18 protein-coding genes are annotated in these 25,186 nt (G+C 42.2%); 6 read left to right on the top strand and 12 right to left on the bottom strand.

Annotated elements, in window-relative coordinates; all coding sequences use genetic code 11:
* Window positions 1-167: 167 nt before the first annotated feature.
* From recJ to brnQ, 4 genes are all read right to left on the bottom strand, one after another.
* Complete coding sequence (recJ, locus tag Q4546_RS07250) at window positions 168-1,892, bottom strand: single-stranded-DNA-specific exonuclease RecJ (RefSeq protein WP_102476940.1); 1,725 nt, start codon at window positions 1,890-1,892, stop codon at window positions 168-170.
* A 156-nt stretch (window positions 1,893-2,048) separates the two neighbouring features.
* Window positions 2,049-2,777, bottom strand: coding sequence for a bifunctional protein-disulfide isomerase/oxidoreductase DsbC (gene dsbC / locus Q4546_RS07245; protein WP_102439688.1), 729 nt, complete (start codon window positions 2,775-2,777; stop codon window positions 2,049-2,051).
* 141 nt (window positions 2,778-2,918) lie between these two features.
* Window positions 2,919-3,821 (bottom strand): site-specific tyrosine recombinase XerD, encoded by a 903-nt coding sequence (gene xerD, locus Q4546_RS07240; protein ID WP_102439689.1) that lies wholly within the window; start codon window positions 3,819-3,821, stop codon window positions 2,919-2,921.
* Between the two features lie 85 nt (window positions 3,822-3,906).
* Window positions 3,907-5,250: a branched-chain amino acid transport system II carrier protein gene (gene brnQ, locus Q4546_RS07235; RefSeq protein WP_198589256.1), complete on the bottom strand. Its 1,344-nt coding sequence runs from the start codon at window positions 5,248-5,250 to the stop codon at window positions 3,907-3,909.
* 448 nt (window positions 5,251-5,698) lie between these two features.
* Between brnQ and Q4546_RS07230 the strand changes: the two genes are divergently transcribed.
* From Q4546_RS07230 to Q4546_RS07205, 6 genes are all read left to right on the top strand, one after another.
* Window positions 5,699-6,469: a tRNA1(Val) (adenine(37)-N6)-methyltransferase gene (locus tag Q4546_RS07230; protein WP_303445984.1), complete on the top strand. Its 771-nt coding sequence runs from the start codon at window positions 5,699-5,701 to the stop codon at window positions 6,467-6,469.
* Between the two features lie 81 nt (window positions 6,470-6,550).
* On the top strand, window positions 6,551-7,783 hold the full coding sequence (gene srmB, locus Q4546_RS07225; protein ID WP_102476937.1) for an ATP-dependent RNA helicase SrmB: 1,233 nt from the start codon (window positions 6,551-6,553) through the stop codon (window positions 7,781-7,783).
* A gap of 255 nt (window positions 7,784-8,038) precedes the next feature.
* Window positions 8,039-9,253, top strand: a complete 1,215-nt coding sequence (locus Q4546_RS07220; protein ID WP_102439693.1) for an efflux RND transporter periplasmic adaptor subunit — start codon at window positions 8,039-8,041, stop codon at window positions 9,251-9,253.
* Window positions 9,254-9,291: 38 nt separating this feature from the next.
* Entirely contained in the window at window positions 9,292-12,432 is a 3,141-nt protein-coding gene (locus Q4546_RS07215; RefSeq protein ID WP_102439725.1) for an efflux RND transporter permease subunit, read from the top strand.
* Window positions 12,433-12,589: 157 nt separating this feature from the next.
* Complete coding sequence (locus Q4546_RS07210; protein WP_303412065.1) at window positions 12,590-13,249, top strand: TatD family nuclease-associated radical SAM protein; 660 nt, start codon at window positions 12,590-12,592, stop codon at window positions 13,247-13,249.
* Between the two features lie 168 nt (window positions 13,250-13,417).
* Window positions 13,418-15,652 carry a PAS domain-containing protein gene (locus Q4546_RS07205; RefSeq protein WP_102439694.1) on the top strand — a complete coding sequence of 745 codons (2,235 nt, stop codon included), beginning with the start codon at window positions 13,418-13,420 and terminating at the stop codon, window positions 15,650-15,652.
* 56 nt (window positions 15,653-15,708) lie between these two features.
* Here Q4546_RS07205 and Q4546_RS07200 read toward each other — a convergent pair whose 3' ends face one another.
* The 8 genes from Q4546_RS07200 to epd form a co-directional block, all read right to left on the bottom strand.
* Window positions 15,709-17,100 (bottom strand): hypothetical protein, encoded by a 1,392-nt coding sequence (locus tag Q4546_RS07200; RefSeq protein WP_102439695.1) that lies wholly within the window; start codon window positions 17,098-17,100, stop codon window positions 15,709-15,711.
* A 90-nt stretch (window positions 17,101-17,190) separates the two neighbouring features.
* Window positions 17,191-17,721 (bottom strand): hypothetical protein, encoded by a 531-nt coding sequence (locus tag Q4546_RS07195; protein ID WP_133126407.1) that lies wholly within the window; start codon window positions 17,719-17,721, stop codon window positions 17,191-17,193.
* Between the two features lie 16 nt (window positions 17,722-17,737).
* Window positions 17,738-18,490, bottom strand: a complete 753-nt coding sequence (locus tag Q4546_RS07190) for a hypothetical protein (RefSeq protein WP_102439697.1) — start codon at window positions 18,488-18,490, stop codon at window positions 17,738-17,740.
* Between the two features lie 399 nt (window positions 18,491-18,889).
* Complete coding sequence (locus tag Q4546_RS07185; protein ID WP_102439698.1) at window positions 18,890-19,630, bottom strand: DUF481 domain-containing protein; 741 nt, start codon at window positions 19,628-19,630, stop codon at window positions 18,890-18,892.
* A 179-nt stretch (window positions 19,631-19,809) separates the two neighbouring features.
* Window positions 19,810-21,153, bottom strand: a complete 1,344-nt coding sequence (locus Q4546_RS07180; RefSeq protein WP_102531937.1) for an MATE family efflux transporter — start codon at window positions 21,151-21,153, stop codon at window positions 19,810-19,812.
* A 280-nt stretch (window positions 21,154-21,433) separates the two neighbouring features.
* Complete coding sequence (fba, locus tag Q4546_RS07175; protein WP_102476934.1) at window positions 21,434-22,498, bottom strand: class II fructose-bisphosphate aldolase; 1,065 nt, start codon at window positions 22,496-22,498, stop codon at window positions 21,434-21,436.
* 292 nt (window positions 22,499-22,790) lie between these two features.
* Entirely contained in the window at window positions 22,791-23,966 is a 1,176-nt protein-coding gene (locus Q4546_RS07170) for a phosphoglycerate kinase (RefSeq protein WP_102476933.1), read from the bottom strand.
* Between the two features lie 87 nt (window positions 23,967-24,053).
* Window positions 24,054-25,076, bottom strand: coding sequence for an erythrose-4-phosphate dehydrogenase (epd, locus tag Q4546_RS07165; protein WP_102439702.1), 1,023 nt, complete (start codon window positions 25,074-25,076; stop codon window positions 24,054-24,056).
* Window positions 25,077-25,186 lie beyond the last annotated feature (110 nt).

Raw genomic sequence — 25,186 nt, 5'->3', positions numbered from 1 at the left:
TTAACGACTTTGAGTCAGTACTCTGACTCATTTACTAGCTCCTTGTACTAGCCTCTTGAGCAAGCACACCTGAGTAATACCAGCTCATTAAAGCGCAACTTATTAGCGCCGCAGCTAACTAACACAAAGTCACCCTTGGCTTAAGTTAACCTCACAGACAATACCCATTAAGCTGGCTCAATGTAATCCACCAGCATTTGTACGGTTTGATTACCTCTAAACTCATTCACATCCAGTTTATAAGCCACACGAGCATGTTTTATGCTTGCATCAGGCCAAGTGGTTAAATCAACATTAAATGCAATCGCATCCATCATTACAGCGCCACACTGAGACTCTAACACCAGCTTTAGGTGCTTTTCACCGACAATGCGCTGTTGAATGACACTGAAATAACCATCAAATAATGGCTCTTCAAATGCTTGCCCCCATGGGCCTGCATCTCTTAACAAATAGGCAGTATCGAGGTTCATCAGCGCGACTGGCAATTCACCATCAGATAAAATCTCACCGGTAAGCTGCTCAGGTTTTAATATCTCGCGCACCGCTTTGTCATAGGCTTGTTCAAACTCGCTAAAGGCATCAGCTTTTAGGGATAGTCCTGCTGCCATCGCATGTCCGCCAAACTTAAGGATCATCCCAGGGTGACGGCTATTAATTAGCTCCAATAAGTCACGCATGTGTAAGCCCTTAATCGAGCGAGCGGAGCCTTTAATCTCACCGTTACCCGCATCGGCAAAAGCAATCACGGGGCGATGATATTTATCTTTAATGCGTGATGCTAAAATACCAATCACGCCCTGATGCCAATCTTCTTGAAAAATGGCTAATCCCCAAGGTAATTTAGTTTCATCCAAGCTGAGTTTTTGTAAGCTTTTTAGGGCTTCTTGCTGCATACCGGTTTCTAATTCGCGGCGCTCAGCATTCAGACCATCAAGCTCACCTGCCATGCGTCTGGCGAGCATCATATCTTCACAAAGTAGGGTTTCGACCCCTAAGGCCATTTCATCTAAGCGTCCTGCGGCATTAAGTCTTGGGCCTACTGCAAAACCAAAATCTGATGCGACAATGCGCTGCGGGTTTCGCTTAGCGACTTCAAGCAGAGCTGTGATCCCAACACGGCAGCGACCACTACGTACTCTTTGTAAGCCAGCTTGCACTAAAATGCGGTTATTACTATCAAGGGAAACCACATCAGCCACAGTCCCCAGTGCAACAATGTCCAATAAACTGCCTAAGTTCGGCTCGGCTAATTGATTAAGCTGATACCAATCGCGGGCGCGTAATTCACTGCGCAGTACAGACATCAAATAAAATGCCACGCCCACACCTGCAATAGATTTACTGGCAAACTCACAGCCAGCTTGATTTGGATTAACAATGGCATCGGCTATGGGCAATGATTTACCCGGTAGATGGTGATCTGTCACCACTACGGTCATCCCCAGCGCTTTAGCCGCTGCTACGCCTTCTATGGATGAAATACCATTATCTACGGTAATTAATACCTCAGCGCCTTTTGACTGCGCCACAGCTACAATTTCTGGGCTTAAGCCATAGCCATAATCAAATCGATTAGGAATAAGATAATCCACATGCTGAGCACCCATCATCCGTAATGCCAACAAACACACACTGGTTGAGGTAGCGCCATCTGCGTCAAAGTCGCCCACAATCAAAATGGACTTTTTCGCCATAATAGCATCGGCAATAATACGCGCAGCTTCAGCCAAGCCCATCATAGAATCTGGGCGTAATAGCTTTGAAAGACTCAGATCACAGCCCAAAAGGTCGACGCCTCGACGGGCATACAATTGCTTTAAAATAGCAGGAATACTAGCTGGTAAATGACTATCGTCTACTAGAGGTCGGCGAACAATTTTATGGGCCACAAAAACACCTTAAGAAAATATCGAATTATGAAGTGGGAATGAATCATTGAAACTGAATTTACCATAACAAAAAAGGCGAGCTTTGGGCTCACCTTTTGTTATAAATTAACGTCTTTTAACGCGCTTTAGCGGCTAAATCCGTTAACTCACTGTAGATTAAAGATTGGTTTTAATGGTATTTAATAATGCTTCAGGCGGTTGATAGCCTGGTACTAATACGCCATTTTCTAACACAATTGCTGGGGTACCGTTAATACCAAATGAGCCACCTAAGCGGTATTGACCTTCGATATTAGCATCACATTTTGCCGCTTTTACATTACGACCAGTTTTGGCATCGGTCATCGCTTGTAGTGGATCTTTAGCACACCACACAGCTTCCATTTCATCGGCATTCGCTGACGGAATACCCGCACGAGGATAAGCTAAATATCTTACGGTAATTCCTAAATCGTTATAGCCATCCATTTGCTGATGCAACTTACGACAATAGCCACAATCAACATCGGTAAAAATAGTCACCACATGTTTTTCATTTTTGGCTTTATAAACCAACATATCCTTTTCAAAAGGTTTTAGCATATCAATGCGAGGGCCTGCTAGTGCTGCCTCGGTTAAGTTTTTCATGCCCTTTTGTAAATCATACATATTACCGTGAAGTAACTTACTGCCATCTGGAGACACATATAGCAGACCACGGTCAGTAAGCGCTTGATAAAGACCATCAATTGGCGATGCCTCAATGCTCAAAACATTCACACCTAAGGTATCTGAAACTTGTTTTTTGAGTTCTGCTTCATTAGGGATATCAGAGGCAGAAGCGGCATGTAATAACGGGGCTACTGCAAGCGTTATCGCTAAAGAGAATGCTTTGGTTAACTTCATTTAAAATCCTATTTGGTCAATCTGTATTAGTCTACTCACTATATAGACCCGCTCATCAGCGCAAAAGTTACAGACAATATTTCATGAAAGCAACTACACAGCGCTCATTTTGTGTAAGCAATAATAAACATTCATTTTGCACTAACCTCTTGGATGGTGCTCACTATGCAACTGTTGCAGCCTCGCTTTAGCTACATGGGTGTAAATTTGCGTAGTCGATAAATCACTGTGGCCCAGTAGCAACTGCACTACCCGTAAGTCTGCGCCGTGATTTAATAAATGGGTCGCAAAAGCATGGCGCAAAGTGTGGGGCGACAAATGGCTGTGTATTCCTGCCCGTAACGCATATAGCTTAATTCGGTGCCAAAAGGTCTGCCTTGTCATCATTTGACCGCGCTTTGATGGAAACAGTACATCACTTTGCTTATTACCCAGTAGCTCAGCTCTTGCCGCAACAAGGTATTGATCTACTTCTGTCACCGCTAACTCACCTAAGGGAACTAAGCGCTCTTTACCGCCCTTACCGACAATTCTCACTAAGCCTTGGCGTAAGCTTATTTGCTCAAGGGTTAAGCTAACCAGTTCGGTTACCCGCAGCCCAGTGGCATAAAGTAACTCCAACATGGCTTTATCTCGGCACTCTAGCGGATCATCAACATTGGGCTCATCCAGTAAGCTGTTTATTTGGGCTTCACTGAGTGCCTCGGGTAATTGCCTAACTAATTGAGGGGACTCAACCAGCGCGGTGGGATCAACAGCTATCTGCTCATTAACCAACAAATAACCATACAAACGCCGCAAGCTACTCAATAACCGCGCAGTACTGCTTTTTGCAAAATTTTGTTCCACTCGAAAGGCTAAGTAATCGCGGATCAGCAACTGATCGACATTAATCAACTGGCGTTTTTTCGTTAGCACAAAACGTTCAAAATGGCGTAGATCAGTACGATAGGAAGCCAGTGTATTGTCACTAAGTCCTTTCGTAGACCAAAGGTCATCTAAAAATGCATCGATAATGGGATCGGCTTGATACTTATCTGTCACATGAATTCCTAAAAAAACGGCGTTATTTCAAGATGAAATAACGCCGTTAGTGTAACTAAAGTTAGCTTAGTTTGACAAAGGTTACCTAGCTTGCAGCTAAAGCTTGATCCTTGGCAGGAACAAATAAACAAGCAACAATCGCAAGCCCTACTGGTAATAACCATGCCATGCCTTCAGCATGAAGTGGCATAAAGCTTAGGAAACTTGTATCTACGCCAGCAACTTGAAGACCATCAAAAATACCAAAGAACAAAGCAACAGATAACACTAAACGATGTGAAAATTCAGGACGAGGGAAACGCTCAGTTAAGAAAGTAATCGCTACCAATGCAATTGCCACTGGGTAAATAGTCATTAACACAGGAATACTGATGTTAATTAACTGCGTTAAGCCCACATTGGCAACCGTGGCACAAACCAAACTGAAGAAAATCACAAACGCTTTGTATGAGATCTTAGGCAATAGCTCATTGAAAAACTCTGAACAGGCGGTAATTAACCCAACTGCAGTTGTTAAACAGGCAATGCTCACTACCGTTGCTAATAAGATAGTCCCCATAGTGCCAAACTCATGAGTCACATAGTTTGTTAGAATTTGGCCACCATTTTCAGCGCCCAAAGCAATATCACCAGCGGTAGCGCCTAAATAGAATAATGACACATAAACAAAAGCTAAACCCGATGCAGCAATGATAGCAGCGCGTACTAAATAGCGAGTTTGCGCTTTTGAATCAGTGATGCCTTTTTTACGCAAAATATCAATGATTAACATACCGAAAATCAATGATGCTAGCGTATCCATAGTGTTGTACCCCTCTAAAATACCTTTAGAAAGTGGACTATTAATGTAATCACCGCTTGCAGCTTGAATTGCAGCGCTAGGGGTAATGATCACAGATAATGCTAAACCGACTAATAGGAAAATAAGAATAGGGGTTAATACTTTACCAACGCTGTCTAATAATTTACCTGGGAATAACGACAACAACATCGCAATGGCAAAAAAGCCAATGGTATAAAACAATTGTGCTTTATTAAGTGACAGTGCACCAAGTTGGATGATTGCATCGGCATTATCTAAAAATGGACGAGCACCAATTTCAAAAGCCACCAAGCCTGTACGCGGAGCAGCAAAGGCTGGGCCGATAATAATATAGATAGAAATCGCTAAAGCAGTTGCCGCAAATGCCGGTAACATCGCCATGACCTTACCATTTGCTTTTGCAATCGCAATAAGTCCAGCAAGGGGTAAACCCACGGCAGTAATAAGAAAGCCTAACATTGCTAGTGTCATGTTCTCACCAGCTAACATACCTGCAAACGGTGGAAAAATTAGGTTACCAGCACCTAAGAAAAATGCGAACGTCATAAAGCCTAAGCCTATCGTATCGCCAATACTCATATTATTGTTTTGCACACATTGCCCCATCTTGTTGTTTTGTTTTTTTACAAACTTAAGGGAATAGTCACCAATTAGCTATCGCTAATCTAACCTCCCGACAAACCTGTAAACTTTAAATTACACTTAAGCTCACTAAAATCACTGCAATATTGCTGATAAATTCAGCGTATTTTCGTAATAGCTATGCCGATTTGTGAAGCTGATTTCATTTTTCCCATTTAAACCGCAATAATGTGCTCAAACGGGTAGGAACTAATAGCAAATAGCACTTAGATACACAAGCGCAAAACCCGCATAAAGCAAAAACAACCATCATCTGAAAACAAGCTTAAAAACAGCCAAACATTAGCGCTACAATAACAACACAAGCACCGAAGCTGTCAGTATATTAGCAACAATAAATCAACCTACTATCCGTTTGGGAAAAATTGCAAAAACAGTTACCATAATCGGCCATTTCTCAATCTATAGTCCTATGCCTTTTAGTTTCAAACAATTTCATATTGATGATAGCCGCTGCGGTATGCCCGTCAGTACAGATGGGGTGATGTTAGGCGCTTGGGCTAATATCAAACAGAGCAACACCATTTTGGATATCGGTGCCGGCAGTGGACTATTAACCCTCATGGCTGCTCAGCGAGCTGAGCAATTGGCAAAAACAGCAGTAGGGTTATCAAGCAAAGCGATTAAAATTGTCGCTGTTGAGCTCGATGATTTAGCCGCTCAAGATTGTTTACACAATATCGCCAATTGCCCTTGGGCTGAGATGATTGAGTTACACCATGGGGCAATACAAGACTTTAGTGCCCAGCACTTAGTTCAGTATAAAGCTAAGCTAAGCCCATTATTTGATAGCATCATTTGTAACCCGCCCTACTTTGATAATGGGCCGCAATCAAAGCTGCAGCAGCGAGCAACCGCGAGACATACCGATAGCTTAAGCTTTAGCGAGTTACTGAAACATATTGAGTTATTATTGGCGCCACATGGCGCGGCGAGCTTGATTCTTCCAATTGAAAGTGAAACGCGCTTTACCGGCGCATTAACACAAACCTCTTTGGCCATATCTAAGCGCGTCAGCGTTTCAACGGTTAGCAAAAAGCCACCAAGACGATTACTGCTTGAGCTTAAGCATCAAGCAAAGATTGAAAGCACCGAGCACTCAAGTTTGGTGATAAGCGATCCCAGCGGTCAATATAGTCAGCAAATGATCGCCCTTTGTCGTGAGTTCTATCTAAAACTTTAAGCTTTGTATAGATATCGCTCTCGCTGAGTTGCGCTTCTTAGGTTATAATGCTCGGCTATCAATCAGTGAGACCTACAGCGCATGCTATTTGAAGATTTTGACCTAGATCCAATGCTTTTAGATTCATTAAAGGCCATGGGACATTTGAGCCCGACCACAGTTCAACAACAAACATTGCCAATGGCGATGGAACAACGGGATATTTTAGCTAAAGCGCCAACAGGTACCGGTAAAACGGCCAGCTTTTTGCTGCCGGCATTACAACACTTGATTGATTTCCCAAGACGATTCAATGGTCAAGCCCGTGTGTTAGTCCTAACCCCAACACGTGAGCTTGCTAGCCAAATTCATCGTTACGCTTGCCACCTTGCCACCGATTTAGATCTCGATATTGGTATTATCACCGGTGGTGTGCCATACGGCCCCCAAGAAGAACAACTTGAAGACAATGTCGATTTATTGATTGCCACTCCCGGTCGCCTAGTTGAATATCTTGATAAAGGCCAGTTTGAAGCAACAGAAGTTGAAATCCTGATCATTGATGAAGCTGACCGTATGTTAGATATGGGATTCTCGTCAGTGGTAGAAACTATCGCCATTGAGGCCCAAGGCCGTAAGCAGAATATGTTATTTTCTGCCACCCTTGAAGGCAGCGGTGTATCGCGCTTCGCGCAAGTGCTATTGAATGACCCGGTCACGATTGACGTTGACTCACCTCGCAGTGAAAAAGCCAAAATTCACCAATGGGCTCACCTTGCCGATAATCAAGCCCATAAATTTGCCTTGCTATGCAACATTCTTCAGCAAGAGTCAGTTAAGCGCACTATCGTATTCGTAAAAACCCGTGAAATTGTAGCAAGCCTTGAAGGCCAGCTGCTTAAAGCCGGAATTCCTTGCGCTTTCTTACGTGGTGATATGGAGCAGAAAAAGCGCTTCCAAGCCTTAAGTAAATTCAGTAAAGGCGAAGTCAATATCTTGCTGGCAACCGATGTTGCAGCCCGTGGTATTGATATTGAAGGTATCACCCACGTGATTAACTTTGATATGCCTCGCTCAGCCGACGCCTATGTTCACCGTATTGGACGTACTGCACGCGCAGGCGCGAAAGGCACGGCAATTTCATTAATTGAAGCCCATGATATGCGCATCGTTAATAAAATTGAGCGCTATATTGAGCAGCCACTAAAACGTCGTTACATCGACGGTTTACGACCAACGCACAAAGAAGCGAAAGTGCCTGGCAAGAAAAAAGACAAAGTGAAAATCGCTGCGAAGAAAAAATCTAAAAAAGCAAAAGCGAAAAAGAAAAAGTAAGCCTTTCTCTCGCGATTAAAAAACTGTTTAAGCCCTGAATCAATATAATGCATCAGGGCTTTTTTTTATCTAAAAATCAGTTTTATAGTGTAAAACCCTAAATAAAGGTGAAAAAATCTTATGAAACATTTAATTTACATCTATCGCTTTAGCTCGCTGACGAACTCTGCTAATTTAGCGGGTATAAGACTCTAAAAGTCATAAAAAAAATAGAGTTACTCTCTGATGTAATATTTTGTATGGATACAGTTACCAATGAAACGAATCTTAAGAATCCTATCGCCTTTATTTATCCTGATCATTTTCGCAGGCTTAGCTTTTGTGCTGCTAAGTACCAAAGAAGCTCCTGAGCAAAAACAAGAACAAGCTAAAATTGCTATTGTTGATGTCATTGACGTCGAGCTACAAACAGTCTCGTTAAATCTGCCTTCGTATGGTGTTGTCAGCCCTAAATACAAAACCCAGTTAGTCACCGAAGTACAAGGCCGTTTAGTTAGCCTAGATCCAAGTTTTGTCGCCGGCGGTATAGTCAAACAAGGTCAAGCTTTAGCACAAATTGAACCTTCAGATTATGAAGCTGATTTTATCCAAGCAGAAGCTAGCCTTGCCCAAGCCTATGCAGCGCTTAATGAAGAAGTCGCCCGTGGTGAAGTCGCTAAAATTGAATTTAAAGATTTTGATGATGGCCTACCGCCAGAGTTAGGCCTGCGTATACCGCAACTGAAAAAAGAACAAGCCAATGTCAAATACGCTAAAGCCGCACTTGCCCGTGCTCAGCGAAATTTAGAGCGCACAGTGATAAGAGCCCCATTTGATGGCCTCATTAAAGCGCGTAACGTCGATTTAGGCCAATATGTCTCTTTAGGGACAAATTTAGGTGAGCTATACGATATCAGCATTGCTGAAGTTCGCTTACCGTTAAGCAACAATGATTTAGCTTACTTAGAGTCGGTGGATAACCCTGATACCTCAGTCACTTTAAGCGCTTCTTTGGCGGGTAATTCATTTACTTGGCAAGGTAATATTGTCCGCAGTGAAAACGTCATTGATGAGCAAAACCGTATGGTTTACTTAGTCGCAGAAGTTAAAGATCCTTACCTAAGACAGCAGCGCGGCGAAAATGAACTCCCACTTAAATATGGCAGCTTTGTGACTGCCGTTATCACTGGTCGCACTGTCGATGGCATAGTGAAGCTACCCCGCTATGTGGTAAGAGACAATCAAGTTGCCATTGTTAAAGACGACAATACCATTGAAATACGCCCAGTTAATATCGTGCGCACCGATATTGAACATGTCTATATTAAGGGTAGCCTGAAAAGTGGTGAGCGCGTATCGATCACCGATATCAATAATATGACCTCAGGCCAGAAAGTGAAATTGTTAGGTGAAGAAGCTGACGCGCCAGATGAGGAACTAGAAGCGCCAGCAGAAAACAGTGATGAAATAACCATAGCAGGTGATCTGTAATGGATAACACTAATTCAAACTCAGCCTCCGATAACGATATCGATTACAACAAAGGCATTATTGCTTGGTTTGCTCGCAATAGTGTTGCCGCTAACTTACTTATGGCAGCCCTGCTCATTGGTGGTTTATTCAGCGCCAAATTAATTAATAAGGAAGTTTTCCCTAGCTTTGAACTTAATTTGCTGACGATCTCAGTAGCCTACCCTGGCGCTGCACCTCAAGAGATTGAGGAAGGGATTAATATTAAAATCGAAGAGGCCATTCAAGATATTAATGGTATTACCAAGGTCACCTCAGTTGCCAGTGATAGCGTAGGAACAGTCACCATTGAGGTTGAAGACGGTTATGATGTTCAGCAAGTTTTAGATGAGGCTAAGCTGCGTATCGATGCGATTTCAACCTTTCCTGACAACATAGAAAAGCCGAATATTTTCCAAATAAAACCTGAAAACAATGTCATCTGGGTCTCTGTCTATGGCGACTTAAGTCTCCATGAGATGAAAGAAATGGCTAAAAGCATCCGTGATGATATTACCGATTTACCTGCTGTCACACGTGCCCAAGTTAATGGCGTGCTAGATTATGAAATAGGCATTGAGTTATCAGAAGATAAGCTGCGTGAATATGAAATAACCTTCACTCAAGTCGCACAAGCGGTACAAAACTCTTCGATAGATTTACCCGGTGGCTCAATTAGAGCCCAAGATGGTGATATCTTGCTGCGCACTAAAGGCCAGGCCTATACTGGAGCCGACTTTGCCAACATTGTGGTTTCCACCCGCCCAGATGGCAGCCGTATCATGCTACCCGATGTTGCCACCATTAAAGATGGTTTCGAAGAGCGCATTGAATACACCCGCTTTAATGGTAAACCTGCCGCGATTATTGAAATCACCAGCATTGACGATCAAAACGCGCTGACGATTTCAGAGCAAGTTAAAAGCTATATCGCCGATAAGAAAACCACCCTACCCGCCAATGTCGAGCTAGATACCTGGGGAGATTTAACCCATTACCTTGAAGGTCGCTTAAACATGATGTTATCAAACATGTTTTATGGTGCATTATTGGTGTTTATGATCTTAGCCTTGTTTCTCGACTTGAAACTGGCATTTTGGGTTATGGTCGGCTTACCCGTGTGTTTTCTTGGCACTTTATTATTGATGCCATTAGAGCCCTTTAACATGTCAATCAACATGTTAACCCTATTCGCCTTTATTCTGGTGTTGGGGATCGTGGTGGATGACGCCATTGTCATCGGCGAAAGTGCCTACACAGAAGTAGAAAACAACGGTCACTCCTTAGAGAATGTCATTAAAGGGGTGCAAAAGGTCGCCATGCCCGCAACCTTCGGCGTACTCACCACAATTGCCGCCTTTATACCGATGATCATGGTGTCAGGACCTATGGGGATAATTTGGAAGTCCATCGGTATGGTGGTGATCCTAGCGTTAGCGTTTTCACTTATCGAATCAAAATTGATTTTACCGGCGCATTTAGCTCATATGAAAGTGAAGAAAAAGCGCCCGCCAACTAACATATTCTCAAAATTTAAACTGTGGATTAATGAGAAGCTGCAATACTTTATTCACAACAATTATCGCAACTTTTTAGGTACTTGTATTAAAAATCGCTACAACGTTGTGGCGGTGTTTGTCGGGGTACTGATTTTATCTATCGCACTGGTTGCCAGTGGCAAAGTTCGTTGGGTATTTTTCCCTGATATTCCGTCGGACTTTATTCAAGTCAACCTTGAGATGGAAGAAGGCAGCTCCGAGCTCAATACCTTATATGTGGTACAGCAAGTTGAAGAAGCGCTGTACGCCATGAATGAAAAGTTTGTCGAAGAGACTGGCTCTGACGTGTTAAAGCACAGCTTTATCGCGATAAATTCCAGTAGCTCTGGGTTTATCTTTGCTGAGCTGTCAAAAGGTGAAGATCGTGAAATTGACGGTGTCACAATAGCTGAAGAGTGGCGTAAACAGCTACCTGAATTATTATCAGTGAAAAAGCTTAATATTTCTGCCAGTACCAATGATGCCGGCGGCGATATTTCGTTTAGATTAACCTCAAGTAACTTAGAGCAACTAGCCCAAGCCTCAAAAGAGTTAAAAGCCAAACTTGCCACCTATGAAGGTGTGTTCGATATCTCGGATAACTTTTCATCTGGTAGCCAAGAGATCAGACTCAACATTCGCCCAGAAGCCGAAGCACTAGGGTTAACCCTGTCAGATCTAGCCCGTCAGGTGCGTTATGGCTTTTATGGTTATGAAGCCCAGCGAATTCTTCGTAACAAAGAAGAGATCAAAGTGATGGTGCGCTACCCATTAGAGCAGCGCCGCACCATTGGTCACCTTGAAAACATGTTAATTCGCACCCCACAAGGTGTTGCTGTGCCTTTTTCAACGGTGGCAGATATTGAGCTAGGTGAATCCTTTGCATCAATTACTCGTGTTGATGGTCGCCGAGCGATTACCATTAGCGCTAATGTGAACAAAAACACCGTTGAGCCATCAAAAGTGGTTGGTGAAATCCAAGAAGAATTTATACCGCAATTGACTGAGCGCTACAAAGAGGTCAACGCCGCATTAGATGGTGGCAGTCAAGATGAACAAGATGCCATGCTGGGCCTTTTGCAAGGGTTCTTTTTTGCCATGTTTACCATATATGCTTTGATGGCGATTCCATTAAAGTCATATAGCCAGCCATTAATCATTATGTCGGTGATCCCATTTGGCATGATTGGCGCTTTGGTGGGTCACTTCATTCTTGGGATATCCATGAGTGTATTAAGCCTTTGTGGCATTGTTGCCTTGGCTGGGGTTGTGGTCAATGACTCACTGATTTTGGTGGACTTTGTTAACCGCGCCCGCCGCAAAGGCTTCTCGTTAATGGAGTCAGCCATCGACTCGGGCTGTTATCGCTTCAGAGCAATAATCTTAACCTCAATGACGACCTTTGTTGGCTTAGTACCTATTTTGTTAGAAAAAAGCCTGCAAGCTAAAATCGTCATTCCGATGGCAACATCATTAGCCTTTGGTATTTTGTTTTCCACTGTAGTAACGCTGATTTTAGTGCCTGTACTGTACATCATTTTAGATGATGTGAAGCAGTTAACGCGGCGGATATTTAACTGGTGGTGGCAGCCGAAAAAAGAAGACGATGAAGCTTATTATTAGCGCCTAGTCCAAGTACATTAACAAGGGAGCTTAGCTCCCTTTTTTATGCCTAAAGCTCATGAAATTGGTGCTTTAGCCAATAATGCGAACTCACAAACAGATATCAATATTGGCTTAGGTTAATATCATTTAATCACACTGCAATAATGATATTCAGATGAAGCCTGAAACCACAATGTCAAAAACGAATACCACAGCAACGGCGACAAATGATACCGCAGCCAACACCTTAGTCTATGATATTCGCGGCAGTCGCTACCTTAATATTACTGGTCGCTGCACCTTAAGATGCCAGTTTTGCCCCAAACATAATGACTCAAAACAAGTTCATCAATATGAATTATCTCTTGATAGGCAAGTGAAGCCTGACGATATTATTCCTTTATTAGGCAATGCTGCTGACTTTGATGAGTATGTTTTTTGCGGTTATGGCGAGCCAACCTTAAACCTTGAGACCTTATTAGTGGTCGCTACGCAGCTTAAAAAATCAGGTGCGAAAGTGCGTTTAAATACCGATGGCTTAGCTAACCTTTTCCATCGGCGCAATATATTACCTGAGTTAGCATCTTGTATTGATAGCTTGTCAATATCGCTCAATGCCGATACTGAAGCCCTGTATATTCAGCATTGTCAGCCCAAATTGAAACACGCATTTGCTGCTGTACTCAGCTTTATCGAAATGGCGCCCACTTTTATAAGTGATGTACATGTGTCGGCAATCAATGGCCTTGAAGGGGTTGATATTGCCCGTTGTAAAATATTAGTTGAGCAACGAGGCGCAACCTTTAAATGTCGTCAACTGGATATTGTTGGCTAACTAAACCAAGAGGCTTCTGGATTAAGCTTTATTATTGGCTCCACTTGCCCTTATGGTAACTTTTACCTTTGAACAAAAAATTACTGAAAAACTCAGTCTCTAAGGTCAACCTTATGGGGCATTCGTGCTAACATTCACTTACCGGGACTGTTAAAAATAAGTAAGTGAATGTTTAAGAGATATACTAATAAAAACGTCTCAAAGTCTGTTTTAATCTCCACCCAAGATATTCAATGGGCGCGACAACATGTATTAGCGCTGTCTAGTCAATTATTGGTTATGCTGTTAAGTATTGTCATTTTGACTGTGCTACTGCTTAAGTTAGGCGAAAGGCGCCTACAAGAAGATTGGGCAGATAAGCGTTATAGTGAAATACAAACAGTAGGCACCCTCGCATCGGATAAAATTAACTTCCTTCAATTTCGCACCCAAGCTTTCGCGAAAGCAGAGCTTGTGAAACAATATTTAGCCAATCCATCTGAGGCGCAACGTCATAAGCTAGAAGAAAACTGGGACATATTGCTTAACAATATTCCTGAGTTATTAGGTTTAACCCTGTTTGATCCCCAAGGTAATCCACGCATAAGCTCAACAGATGCTTTTAGTAACGTCACTATCCCTGAATTTATTCTAGAAGCTTCCAATACAATGGGAGGCAATGACACCTACTACTCCAATATTCAATTTGTGCCAATAAATGGCAAGTTAACCCCTTATGTTTACCAGTTGGCATGGATTGAAAATAACGACCAAAGTATTCGCGGTTACTTAGTGACCTACAACTCGGTTTCTGAAATACTCGAATCCATCAAACCGGCATTTTTTAACCATAACTCGCCATTACTGCTTATTGGCTCTAAAGGCGTGCTCTATGCGGGCGGTAATCAGCAGTTTCCCATGAAAAGACTACCTAATACATTGGGCAGCAGTATTATTCAGTCATACCCAGAATTATGGCAACACATGGCCAACACCCATTTTGGTCAATTTCATACTGACAGTGGCACTTTTGTGTTTTTAAAGGTTGAAGTAGCACCTCAAGATGCAGAGGTAAGAGAATACTATCTACTGTCTTATATTCGCCATGAGGATATCGCTGCAAAGTTTGATCACTGGCGCTATATGTTAATTTGCTTCTCTTTGATCATTACCGCGTTAGCCTCCAGTTTATTGGTGTTAAAGCATCGCTTCTATTTAGAAAGCACCGCCAATAGCAATAGTATTAATTTAGCCAGCGTATTATTTAACAGTAATCAAAATTGCTTAATAGTGAATACTAGCGGTCGCATCATCAAAGCCAATTTACAAGCAGCTAATACCCTATCAACCAGTATTGAATCACTGTTTGAGCGCAGTTTACAGCGCGTATTGTCATTAGAAGATGAGCAATATAAACAGCTCACTGAAGCCATGCGTGACAATGTCACTTGGAAGCAGGTGGTCAATTTAAATAATGACAACTGCACTATTTCACTATGTTGTCAGCCCAGCTATAAAAATAAACACAGTGAGCAATACTGGCTGGTGACCTTTGAAAACATCACCGAACTTACCCAAGCAAAGCATCAAGCATACCGTTACCAGTTATTATCTGAGAGCGCTGTAGCCACGGCATTAACGGATTCCAGCGGTCAATTACTCAAATATAACCTTAAATTTAAAAACTTAATGGCCCTCGCTGCTGACAGCAATGTCAATATCTTAAGCCTGTTAGGTAAAGACATCACCAAACAATGGGCCGATATCAATAGCCGCATCAGCTTGCAAGGGAAATGGAAGGGCCAAGTAATCGCCAGCAGTGAAACCCCTTTTGCCACTAGCTTAAAAGCCAATATTCGCTCGGAGCATTCTGTCGACGGTGAACACGAGTATTTTATCTGTACTTTTGAAAATCTATTGCCGCAAACAGCGCTAAAACAATTACCTAATCAACAAACGCCACTGAGTTCAATGGTATTGCAGCTTTCAGAATTAGAACTACATTTTAATACCCTAACAGAGTCTAGCCGTGAACAAACCTGCTTATTGATCATGGACATTAACCCTGAGGGGCTCATAAGTCACATCAGTGATATAGACCATTTAGAGCAACGCCAAAAAGACATTGAAATGCAGTTACTCATCGATTTACCCACAGGCTTTCAAATCGCCCATTGGCGTCTAGGCTCTTTGGTGATATTGCTGCCACTAAGTGATTCCGTTCAAGCACACAAATACGCCATGAGCATTATGGATAGATTGGAGCAAAATGAATTAAATGAAGGGATTAATATCGGTATTTCTGGGTATCTAGAGCAGCAGTCTTTTGAACATTATCTCAGTAATGCAGAGGTAGCATTAAGGCGTGCAAAGCAAACCGGTAACCAAAATATTTGCCAAGCCTTTACCCGTAAGGCTCGCTAATCATAGCCAGCCTTATATCATCACTACAGCTAAAGTCTAATTGGCGAATAAGCAACTTATTCGCCAATTTCTAACAGCCCACCTGGCAGTTTGCTTTGAGTAATTTCAATGATACTAGAGCGGCTCATAATAACTTTGTAACGGGCATATTCAAGTGGGCCTTTGCCATCTTTTAGCACTGCAACAAGGTTGACTTGATAGCGCCTTTCTACTGATTCGTTACTGACTTTGCCATCTTGTTCACTATAGATTTTTGCCTTACCACGCTCTAAGTGACGGGCAAATGGCACCAAGCTAAAGTTTACTTGCTCTTGGATTTTGGAGTAGCCAGCTTCAAATTCTTTGTTGGTCACCTTTGAAGCAATACGGTAATGCAGCACCACGGCATCGACTTTATTTTGCCTATGCCGCTGTTTCATTATCTCAGCGACTGCAGCGGGAATATCCTGGGTGCGGATAAAATCCAGCCATACGAACTGCTTAGCAATCACGGCTTGGGTGGTGGTATCCCTTAAAATCTGACTCCAGCGTGGACGTCCTCGCTGAATATAACGCCACATCGCAACCCGTACATCTTCTTTAAAAATTTCACGAAAACCGTATATCACCGCTAAGGTAACCACCAAACTCATGGTTAAGCCGCTAAACACCCCTTGGGCCTTAATGATCAGTGCTGATACCACCATCATCACTAACCCCGTAGCTAATCCCGTCACGAACTTTTTCAAGCCTATGCCTAAAGGTTTTAGCTCCTCCTTTAATACCACACCTTGTTGTATTAAGCGCCTTAATAACAGCATCTTATTTGAAATACGATTAGCATCTTGCTTGGTGCCGGATGAGTTATACTTTCTTTCCTCTTCACGGTAATGATGCTCAGCGCGGCATAACGCCACCAGTTGATCTTTAACATCACTATATTCAGCACTACGCGGCCGATAAGCTAAGGTTTTTAACAGTTGTTGTTCACAAAACCAGGACAGGTAATTGTCAGCATTATTGAAGTAGGATTTGAGCTTTTCATCGCTGGGCTCGTTACGGCGAAACTTTTTAAGTAACTGAGTGACCGACTCACCTAATTCAGTTAATGCGGGATAAAAGTCGTCAGGGTCAGTGATAAGACGCAATTCTTTTGCATCAGTCTCAATGGCTACGGCAAATTGATAGGCAAATAAGTTGAGGTATAAACGGAACTCTTCTTTAGTGCGTTTATTAATACTGGCAAAACGGTTTTGTACTAATGGTAGGTGTAACCCTTGAGAGTAATAAGACCGCCGCCCAAGCATTGCGCTGTGGTAATACTCTTCTTCGTCTAGGGTTTTTTCGCCAACCCCCATTTCTGTGGGTAAGTAAAAATATAAATCAAAGCTGCGCTGCTGCCCAGCCTCCATTTGATGGCTGAATTTAATCGATAATGATTCTTCTTTCTTTACTTTGACTTTAGCCACTATGGAAGTATTTTATCTCAGAGTTTGCCTTGCCTTAACTATAACGAATTTCAGCAGATAAAGGAGGCGTAAATAACTAAAACTATACCATTATTCATGTAAACGGCATGCCCAAAGCATATTGTAAGGCTTAAATTTCATTAAGATATATTTATTATCAATATCCATTTCTAAGACTTGAACAGCTATATGCAGCTGTGTTTGAGTTTGCAACTGAGCCGCTGTGGTTTTAAGCTCTTTGGCGAGGTACTTTCTCAAATAGGAATTATTTTGGTTAAACTGAGCATCGGTTAACACTAAATCTAATTTATAGGTCATGTCACCAACCTCTAGTTCAGTCAAATCGCCATCGAATGTTGCATATTCATGGTTTTTTGAACCTTTGGCATTGTAATAATTCAACTGAATTTGCTTATTTTTAACTGTTAATGCTAAAAATAGTGGTCCATGATCAAGCTCGATTGTATGCTCTTTGTCAGCGCTAAATTCATATAAATCACTCTGGCAATCAAAGGCCCATATATCTCTTGTATCAGCAAACTGCTCTAACATTAACACCGAAATACAAGAGACTACGATGAAACAGACAGTAAAAACAACACGACCAATTCTAGTTAACAAAAAATCTGTTACTGCTTTAACCACAAATATTTACCTTTTTTAGCCACGCAGGCGTTACAAAGCTATGCTGAGCTTGATCCCTCAAAACCTTGATATTATAAAAACGCCAGCGATCGGGTAGGCGTTTTTTCATTACGATGCTGACGGCTTTATTATCTTCAGCCAAAGTGGCGGAAATAGCATCCCAAGGCATGATGGGGCAATTTCTTAACTGATTAGAGATACGGTCTGCAATACTGCTTAAATCTAAATCGATTTCACTGGCTTTAGAGGCATATAAATACAGGTTAGAAACATTGCCTTGTTGAGTTAAAAACTCTCGGCTAGCATCCGGCTTCACCGATTCTTGATTATTAAGGTGTGAATGAACAAAAAATAGTGCTATTAACGTTAGCAAAATAATCACAATATACTGACCATAAGAAATCACCTTATTAGGTGAATCAAATAGGCTATTCTTACCAGAAACGACTTTAGTATAAAGAATGACACCCTGATTGGGGATTAACTCTATTAGCCTGCTATGAGAAGCGCCTAAATAATCCTGAAACAACACAATTATTTGTTGTAAATCTTCTTCTGAAATTTGCTGCTGATGCTGGCCATCAGTGGGGAAAGAGAGGCTTTCGATAGGCACAACTTGTCCGCGATGTTTTGCTAATAAGCTCAACACCCAGAATTCGTTATTATTGAGCTGCCATGTGGTAGCTTTGGATTGGTTGCTAAGCACTTTTTGCTTATCATCAAACCAACAACACCCAATTTGCATGCCTAGTCCATCTCATATTGCTCTATATATCATTAGATTATAGCGGAGCAGTAAATAGTTATTTGTGATCCACACAACTGATAGTCAGACAAGATTAAAATTCGTGAACTACGCCGCGAAATTTCGACATAAATCAACTCCAACGGCCCGCAAAAGCATACAACTGTTAACCAAGTTGCATCAAAATCACACCGAAACCAACACAGATCAACATTAACCGATACTTAGTAACACCACCCACCACCCCTAGCGAACATAAAAATCATTTTCAATAGTTGGCGAGCTTTTTTTTGCGCTAATTTTGTATCAATAAAGCTGTATTATTAAGCAAAAAAAAACCGAGCATAGCTCGGTTTCTGATATGACGATTTTTTTAAGGGCGCTTGCCCCAAAAACTAATTAGAATGCATACAACAAAGTCATATTGGTTTCAGTATCAGTACTCTTTTTATCTTCAAGTGGTGCATCGTTATAACGCACAATAACAGCAAACTTCATTGCCAATGCACCAATGATATTAGCCGTTAGCGCAGTTTCAGAGCGGCCTTCTAAGTTGTCACCGTAATCGGCAACAAACAGTTGGCTAAAAGTTGAGCTATCGGTAATTTTATAGGTAAAGTTCATCATACCATGAGCAACAACACTGTCCTCAGTGTCATAACCTAATGCCAATGATTGCTCATCATCTAATTGCTTATAGATATAACCTGGACCGATTTCTGCACTCAAAAAAGCTCTTTCATTATCAATAAACTTGTAACCATAACCCGCTGAAGCAATCATTTTGTAATCAAAACCAGTAAAAGGATCGGCTTCATAGTTTGCGGTGATATACATATAGCTTTTTTCGTCGAACTGATAGTTGCCTTGAACACCGGCATAGTAACGTTTAGCAGTATTTTCACCAGAATCTTCTTTATACAAACCTTCTAGCAGGTATGCATTCTCCCAATTGCCTAATTCTTGTTTCAAACCTAAACGCGCTTTAACTGAAGAAGTATCGGTATTACCCGTTGTTAGTGTTGCGCCTAATTCAGCCTCACCAGCGAAGGTTTTATCACCTTCAACAAAGTCTGCACCAGCATGGGCAGCAAACGGCATAGCTAAAGTTACAGCTGCAGCAAGTAGCAATTTTTTCATGTCATCAAGTCCTTTAATTACAATAGTTTCAAACTCACCCCAAAAATCGAACCGAATTCTAACACTTTGATAGCGAAAATGAAAAAACTACTCACCTATTAAAGCGATTAATACAAAACCCTAAAAACCATTTTCTATAATCTCTTGTGCTGCATCAGCTTAGCGCTGCCAAATTATCACTAAGCCATCACTAGGCACTTTTGCTGCCAACGCCCACTGCGCCAGCGCCATAACATCAATAAGCCCCTAACCCACTCGTCCACAGCCAAAGCGCACCAAATGCCTACTAAGCCTAAATCTAAATGTACTCCTAAAAAGTATGCCCCAGGCACAGCAATACACCACATAGATAAAAGGCCGATAAAAAATGGGAAACGAGCGTCGCCACTGGCTCTTAAGGCATTAATGACGACCAGATTAAATGTCCGACCAGGTTCCATTAATAGAGTTAGAATAAATAGCTGACCAACCATAGTAAGGATATCTTGGTCCTTGGTAAAAAAGGCCACTAAATGCTCGCCAAAAGCAGCAGCTAATGCCGCCACTATAGTGGTGACGATTAGCCCTATCTTGAGTGCTTTATACATTTGTGCTTCAGCAGCTTGATATTGTTTGGCGCCTATCATATGACCAATAATAATCTCATTACCAATGCCAATAGATAAGCCGAATAACAAGATAAACATACAAATTTGGAAGTACAAAGCTTGTGCTGCGAGGGCTTTATCGCCCATTAATCCCACAAAGGCGGTCACCACCATAAATTGCAGCATCCAAGAAATATTTTCTCCCGCTGCAGGCAGTCCGATATGAAAAACTTTATTAAGAAGCTGCTTTTTAGGTTTGATAATTTCAAGCAGTTTAAGTTGGATTTTGGTGTACTTAACAAATAAGTAAGCCATTAATGTCATGCCAACTAAGCGCCCTACAACCGTGCTAATAGCCACACCTGCAACGCCCATTTGCGGCAAACCAAACCAGCCGTAAAGTAACAGCAAGTTGCCGCAAAAGGTAATCACATTCATCAGTAAAGTGACCCACATGGCTTGTTGGGTAAAGCCATGGGCTCGCATCCCTGCAGCAAGACACATTGCCATCGCCTCAGGTATTAAACAAATACCGACAATTTGCAGGTAAAGTTTACCATCTGGGATCAGCTCAGCAGGTAAATTCATTAGATGTAGAATTAATCCTGCACCACTAAATACCCCTAATGCCGCAACCACACCCACTAATAAATTAAACCCTATCGACGAGTAAACAACGTCGCTAGCCGTTGCCTTATTATTGGCTCCAAGATATTGAGTGATCACCACACTGGCGCCAATACTGACGAAGCTAAAAAGCGTAATCGATAGCTCAAATACCATGTTGCCCACTGACAGTGCGGCAACCCCTTGATAAGAAACTCGGCTAATCATTAATGTATTTAAAGCTGCGGTCAAAAAGTGCAACGCAAAGTCAAAAAATAATGGCCAAGTGAGGGAGAAAAGCGATAACTGGGCATTGGGTTTAGCGTGCATACGTCATATTCAATATAGGTTAAAGGTTAGTCAGTTCCTTCTAAAGCTTAACAATAATTTATGAGATTTCGCCCAGCTTATTGTCAATATGAAATTAAGTCCGTTTTTAAGGGCGGCGATATTGCGCTATTTACCTAAGGGATACAAGTGGTTTTAGAAAAAAAGCCATAAAAAAACCCAACGCGAAAGGTTGGGTTTTTAGTACTATTATTAATCAATTAGTTACACAAAAAGCAGCAGTAAAAAACCATTGAACATCTTGTATGCACTATTGAGTAAGTTAGTTAATTTGCGGATCTAACTCACCAGATTGATACGCTTTGTACATTGCTTGTAGTGACTTAGGCTTAATTTTAGAACCCATGCCAGCACAGCCAAACGCTTCATAACGTGTGGTACAAATGTCAGCCATTGCTTCCATTGACGCTTTTAAGAATTTACGTGGATCAAATTCAGCTGGGTTTTCAGCTAAGAATTTACGTACAGCACCTGTTGATGCTAAACGTAAATCGGTATCGATATTCACTTTACGCACACCATGCTTAATCCCTTCAACGATTTCCTCTAAAGGCACGCCGTAAGTTTCTGGGATTTCACCGCCGTACTGGTTAATGATCTGCAGCCACTCTTGTGGTACTGAAGACGAACCATGCATGACTAAGTGCGTGTTAGGAATACGGGCGTGGATCTCTTTAATACGGTCAATACGCAGCACATCACCCGTTGGACGTTGGCTGAACTTATAAGCACCATGGCTAGTACCAATCGCAATAGCTAAAGCATCTACATGAGTGTCAGATACAAAACGCGCCGCTTCTTCAGGGGTTGTTAGCATTTGCTCCATCGTTAAGATACCAGCAGCACCGATACCATCTTCTTCGCCTGCTTCGCCAGTTTCTAAACTGCCTAAGCAACCGATTTCACCTTCAACAGATACACCACAAGCATGTGCGAAAGCAACAGTGCGACGAGTTACATCAACATTGTATTCGTATGACGCTGGCGTTTTACCGTCAGCCATCAAAGAACCGTCCATCATCACAGATGACATACCTAATTGGATTGAACGCTGACAAATATCAGGATCAGTACCATGGTCTTGGTGAATACATACTGGAATATCTGGATACTGCTCAAGTGCGGCAGCCATCAAATACTTAAGGAACTGTGGACGAGCATATTTACGCGCACCCGCTGATGCTTGCACGATAACAGGGCTGTCAGTCGCTTCAGCTGCTTGCATAATTGCACGCATTTGTTCTAAGTTATTTACGTTAAATGCTGGAACACCGTAACCGTGTTCTGCAGCATGATCTAGCATTTGTCGTAGAGATATTAAGGCCATTTTTTACTCCAAAAATAGGGTGATTACTCACCTAGGTCGCTATCGCTTGGATTGATTTTTATACCCTTACATCTTGCTAATATCCGATGTAAAAGTGCTTGTTAACTTATGTCAGCAAGCACTCAAACAGTAAACTAGCAAGTATAAGAGCGGTTTTTTTCTAATTATTATCGGTTTCGTACTACAATTTTTACTCGTTATTCGCGATAAACCACGACTCATCTTGACTCAGTTGTGCCGAGATAACTCTGATAATCGCGATTAAATTCGCCGCTTAAGCTATTAGTGCTTATTATTTGCCGCGTTGTTCGAGCATAGCAACGGCTGGTAACTCTTTACCTTCAAGGAATTCCAAGAACGCGCCGCCACCTGTTGAGATATAAGAGACTTTGTCTGCTATATCGTATTTATCCACTGCCGCTAAAGTATCACCACCACCCGCAATTGAAAATGCACTTGAATCGGCAATCGCTTGAGCGATACGCTTAGTCCCTGCGCCAAACTGATCAAATTCAAATACGCCCACTGGGCCATTCCATACTACAGTGCCTGCAGCTTCAATGATTTTTGCTAATGCTTCAGCGCTATCGGGGCCGATATCAAAAATCATATCTGTGTCAGCAACATCCGCCACTGACTTTAAGGTTGCCGCTGCAGTCGGGCTAAACTCACTGGCAACAACAACATCTGTAGGGACAGGGATATCGCCGCCACGGCTTTGTGCATTGGCCACTAAACGCTTAGCCTCATCAACTAAGTCAGCTTCAAAGAGTGATTTACCCACTTGATGGCCTGCTGCCGCAACGAAAGTATTAGCAATACCACCGCCTACAACTAACTGATCAACTTTAGTTGATAAGCTTTCAAGTACCGTTAGCTTAGTTGATACTTTTGAGCCACCCACAATGGCCACCATTGGACGAGCTGGATTATCAAGTGCTTTACCTAATGCAGCTAGTTCACCTGCAAGTAGCGGGCCAGCACAAGCAATAGGCGCATGTAGACCAACGCCATGGGTTGATGCTTGTGCGCGATGAGCGGTGCCGAAGGCGTCCATTACGTATACATCACATAATGCAGCCAATTTTTTAGCTAATGCTTCATCGTTTTTCTTTTCGCCGATATTAAAGCGCACGTTCTCAAACACAACCACTTCGCCAATGTTCGCAGCAACACCATCAAGGTAATCAGCAGCTAAAGTCACTGGGCAGTCTAATGCCGCTTGTAAGTAGTTAACCACTGGTTGCATAGAAAATTCAGCGTTGAATTCGCCTTCTGTTGGGCGCCCAAGGTGAGACATCACCATCACTGCGGCGCCTTTTTCAAGGGCCAGCTTAATTGTCGGTAAAGCAGCGCGTAAACGTGCATCACTGGTCACAACACCGTCACTGACTGGCACGTTAAGATCTTCACGAATAAGCACACGCTTATTGGTCAAATCCAACTCACTCATATTGATAATAGCCATGGAGATATTTCCTTTTAATTTAAAAACAAAGCTGCTGTTACAATTGAGCGCTTTACCTCATAAGATAAAGCGCTCAATTAATATAAATTAATTACCGTTATTTTTAGCGCAAATCATCGCTAAACTGGTATCAAGCATTCGATTAGCAAAGCCCCATTCATTGTCACACCACAGTAATAGCTTCACTAAATGCCCTGCGCTGACGCGTGTTTGGGTACCATCGACGATACTGGAACGGGGATCGTGGTTAAAATCACACGATACTAATGGTTCATCAGTATAACCCAAAATAGCATTAAAACGGCCGCTGGCGGCATGCTCTAGCACATGATTTACACTGGCAATATCAACCAGTTTATCAACGGTGACTGATAAGTCGATTGCGGTCACATTGATGGTTGGAACACGCACTGAGATCGCTTCAAACTTGTCTTTCATGTGCGGTAAAATCCGCTCGATGCCACGGGCAAGTTTAGTATCAACCGGTATAATTGACTGACCTGCTGCGCGGGTTCTACGTAAATCATCATGGTAGGCATCAATCACTTGCTGATCGTTCATCGCTGAATGAATTGTTGTAATTGCGCCGCTTTTTACTTCAAAGTGCTTATCCAGTACATCGATGATTGGCACGATGCAATTGGTGGTGCAAGATGCATTTGACACCACAGTATGATGCGGCTGAAGTAAGTGGTCATTAACCCCAAATACGATAGTGCCATCAACATCTGCAGAAGATGGGTGACTTATTAACACTTGTTTGGCCCCTGCATAGATGTGGGCTTCACAGGCTTGCCTTTCAATTAAGCTGCCACTGCACTCATACACTATATCGATGTCTAATTCGGCCCAAGGTAATTTACTGGCGTCAGCTTGGTGAAATAATTGGATGACATCATCACCAATATGTAATTGGTCTTCATGCAATTTAACGCTGTTTTGAAAGCGGCCATGGGTGGTGTCATATTGGGTTAAATGACTGATAGCAGCAGGTTTAGCAAGCTCGTTAATGGCAACAATTTGGATCTGTTGACGTTTACCCGATTCGTATAAGGCACGTAAGATTGAACGGCCTATTCGGCCATAACCATTGATAGCAACTCGGATCATTGAGGGTTAAGCTTCCTCTTAACAGTACTCAGCAGAATTTAGAAAAAAAACGGCCTGCAAGTGATTGCAGGCCGCCATTATACAGATTAAAAGGCTAAAAGTTTACCCTT

The organism is Shewanella sp. 4_MG-2023 (assembly GCF_030548015.1).
GTDB lineage: Bacteria > Pseudomonadota > Gammaproteobacteria > Enterobacterales > Shewanellaceae > Shewanella.
The sequence above is the reverse complement of the archived record's forward strand: the minus strand, read 5'-3'. Positions and strand labels throughout refer to the sequence as shown.

Coding starts and splice junctions, on each gene's coding strand:
- dsbC (WP_102439688.1), bottom strand. CDS start 2,777: ATGAAGTTAACCAAAGCATTCTCTTTAGCGATAACGCTTGCAGTAGCC.
- brnQ (WP_198589256.1), bottom strand. CDS start 5,250: ATGGGGCAATGTGTGCAAAACAATAATATGAGTATTGGCGATACGATA.
- Q4546_RS07230 (WP_303445984.1), top strand. CDS start 5,699: ATGCCTTTTAGTTTCAAACAATTTCATATTGATGATAGCCGCTGCGGT.
- srmB (WP_102476937.1), top strand. CDS start 6,551: ATGCTATTTGAAGATTTTGACCTAGATCCAATGCTTTTAGATTCATTA.
- Q4546_RS07220 (WP_102439693.1), top strand. CDS start 8,039: ATGAAACGAATCTTAAGAATCCTATCGCCTTTATTTATCCTGATCATT.
- Q4546_RS07210 (WP_303412065.1), top strand. CDS start 12,590: ATGAAGCCTGAAACCACAATGTCAAAAACGAATACCACAGCAACGGCG.
- Q4546_RS07205 (WP_102439694.1), top strand. CDS start 13,418: ATGTTTAAGAGATATACTAATAAAAACGTCTCAAAGTCTGTTTTAATC.
- Q4546_RS07190 (WP_102439697.1), bottom strand. CDS start 18,490: ATGCAAATTGGGTGTTGTTGGTTTGATGATAAGCAAAAAGTGCTTAGC.
- Q4546_RS07185 (WP_102439698.1), bottom strand. CDS start 19,630: ATGAAAAAATTGCTACTTGCTGCAGCTGTAACTTTAGCTATGCCGTTT.
- Q4546_RS07180 (WP_102531937.1), bottom strand. CDS start 21,153: ATGCACGCTAAACCCAATGCCCAGTTATCGCTTTTCTCCCTCACTTGG.
- fba (WP_102476934.1), bottom strand. CDS start 22,498: ATGGCCTTAATATCTCTACGACAAATGCTAGATCATGCTGCAGAACAC.
- Q4546_RS07170 (WP_102476933.1), bottom strand. CDS start 23,966: ATGGCTATTATCAATATGAGTGAGTTGGATTTGACCAATAAGCGTGTG.
- epd (WP_102439702.1), bottom strand. CDS start 25,076: ATGATCCGAGTTGCTATCAATGGTTATGGCCGAATAGGCCGTTCAATC.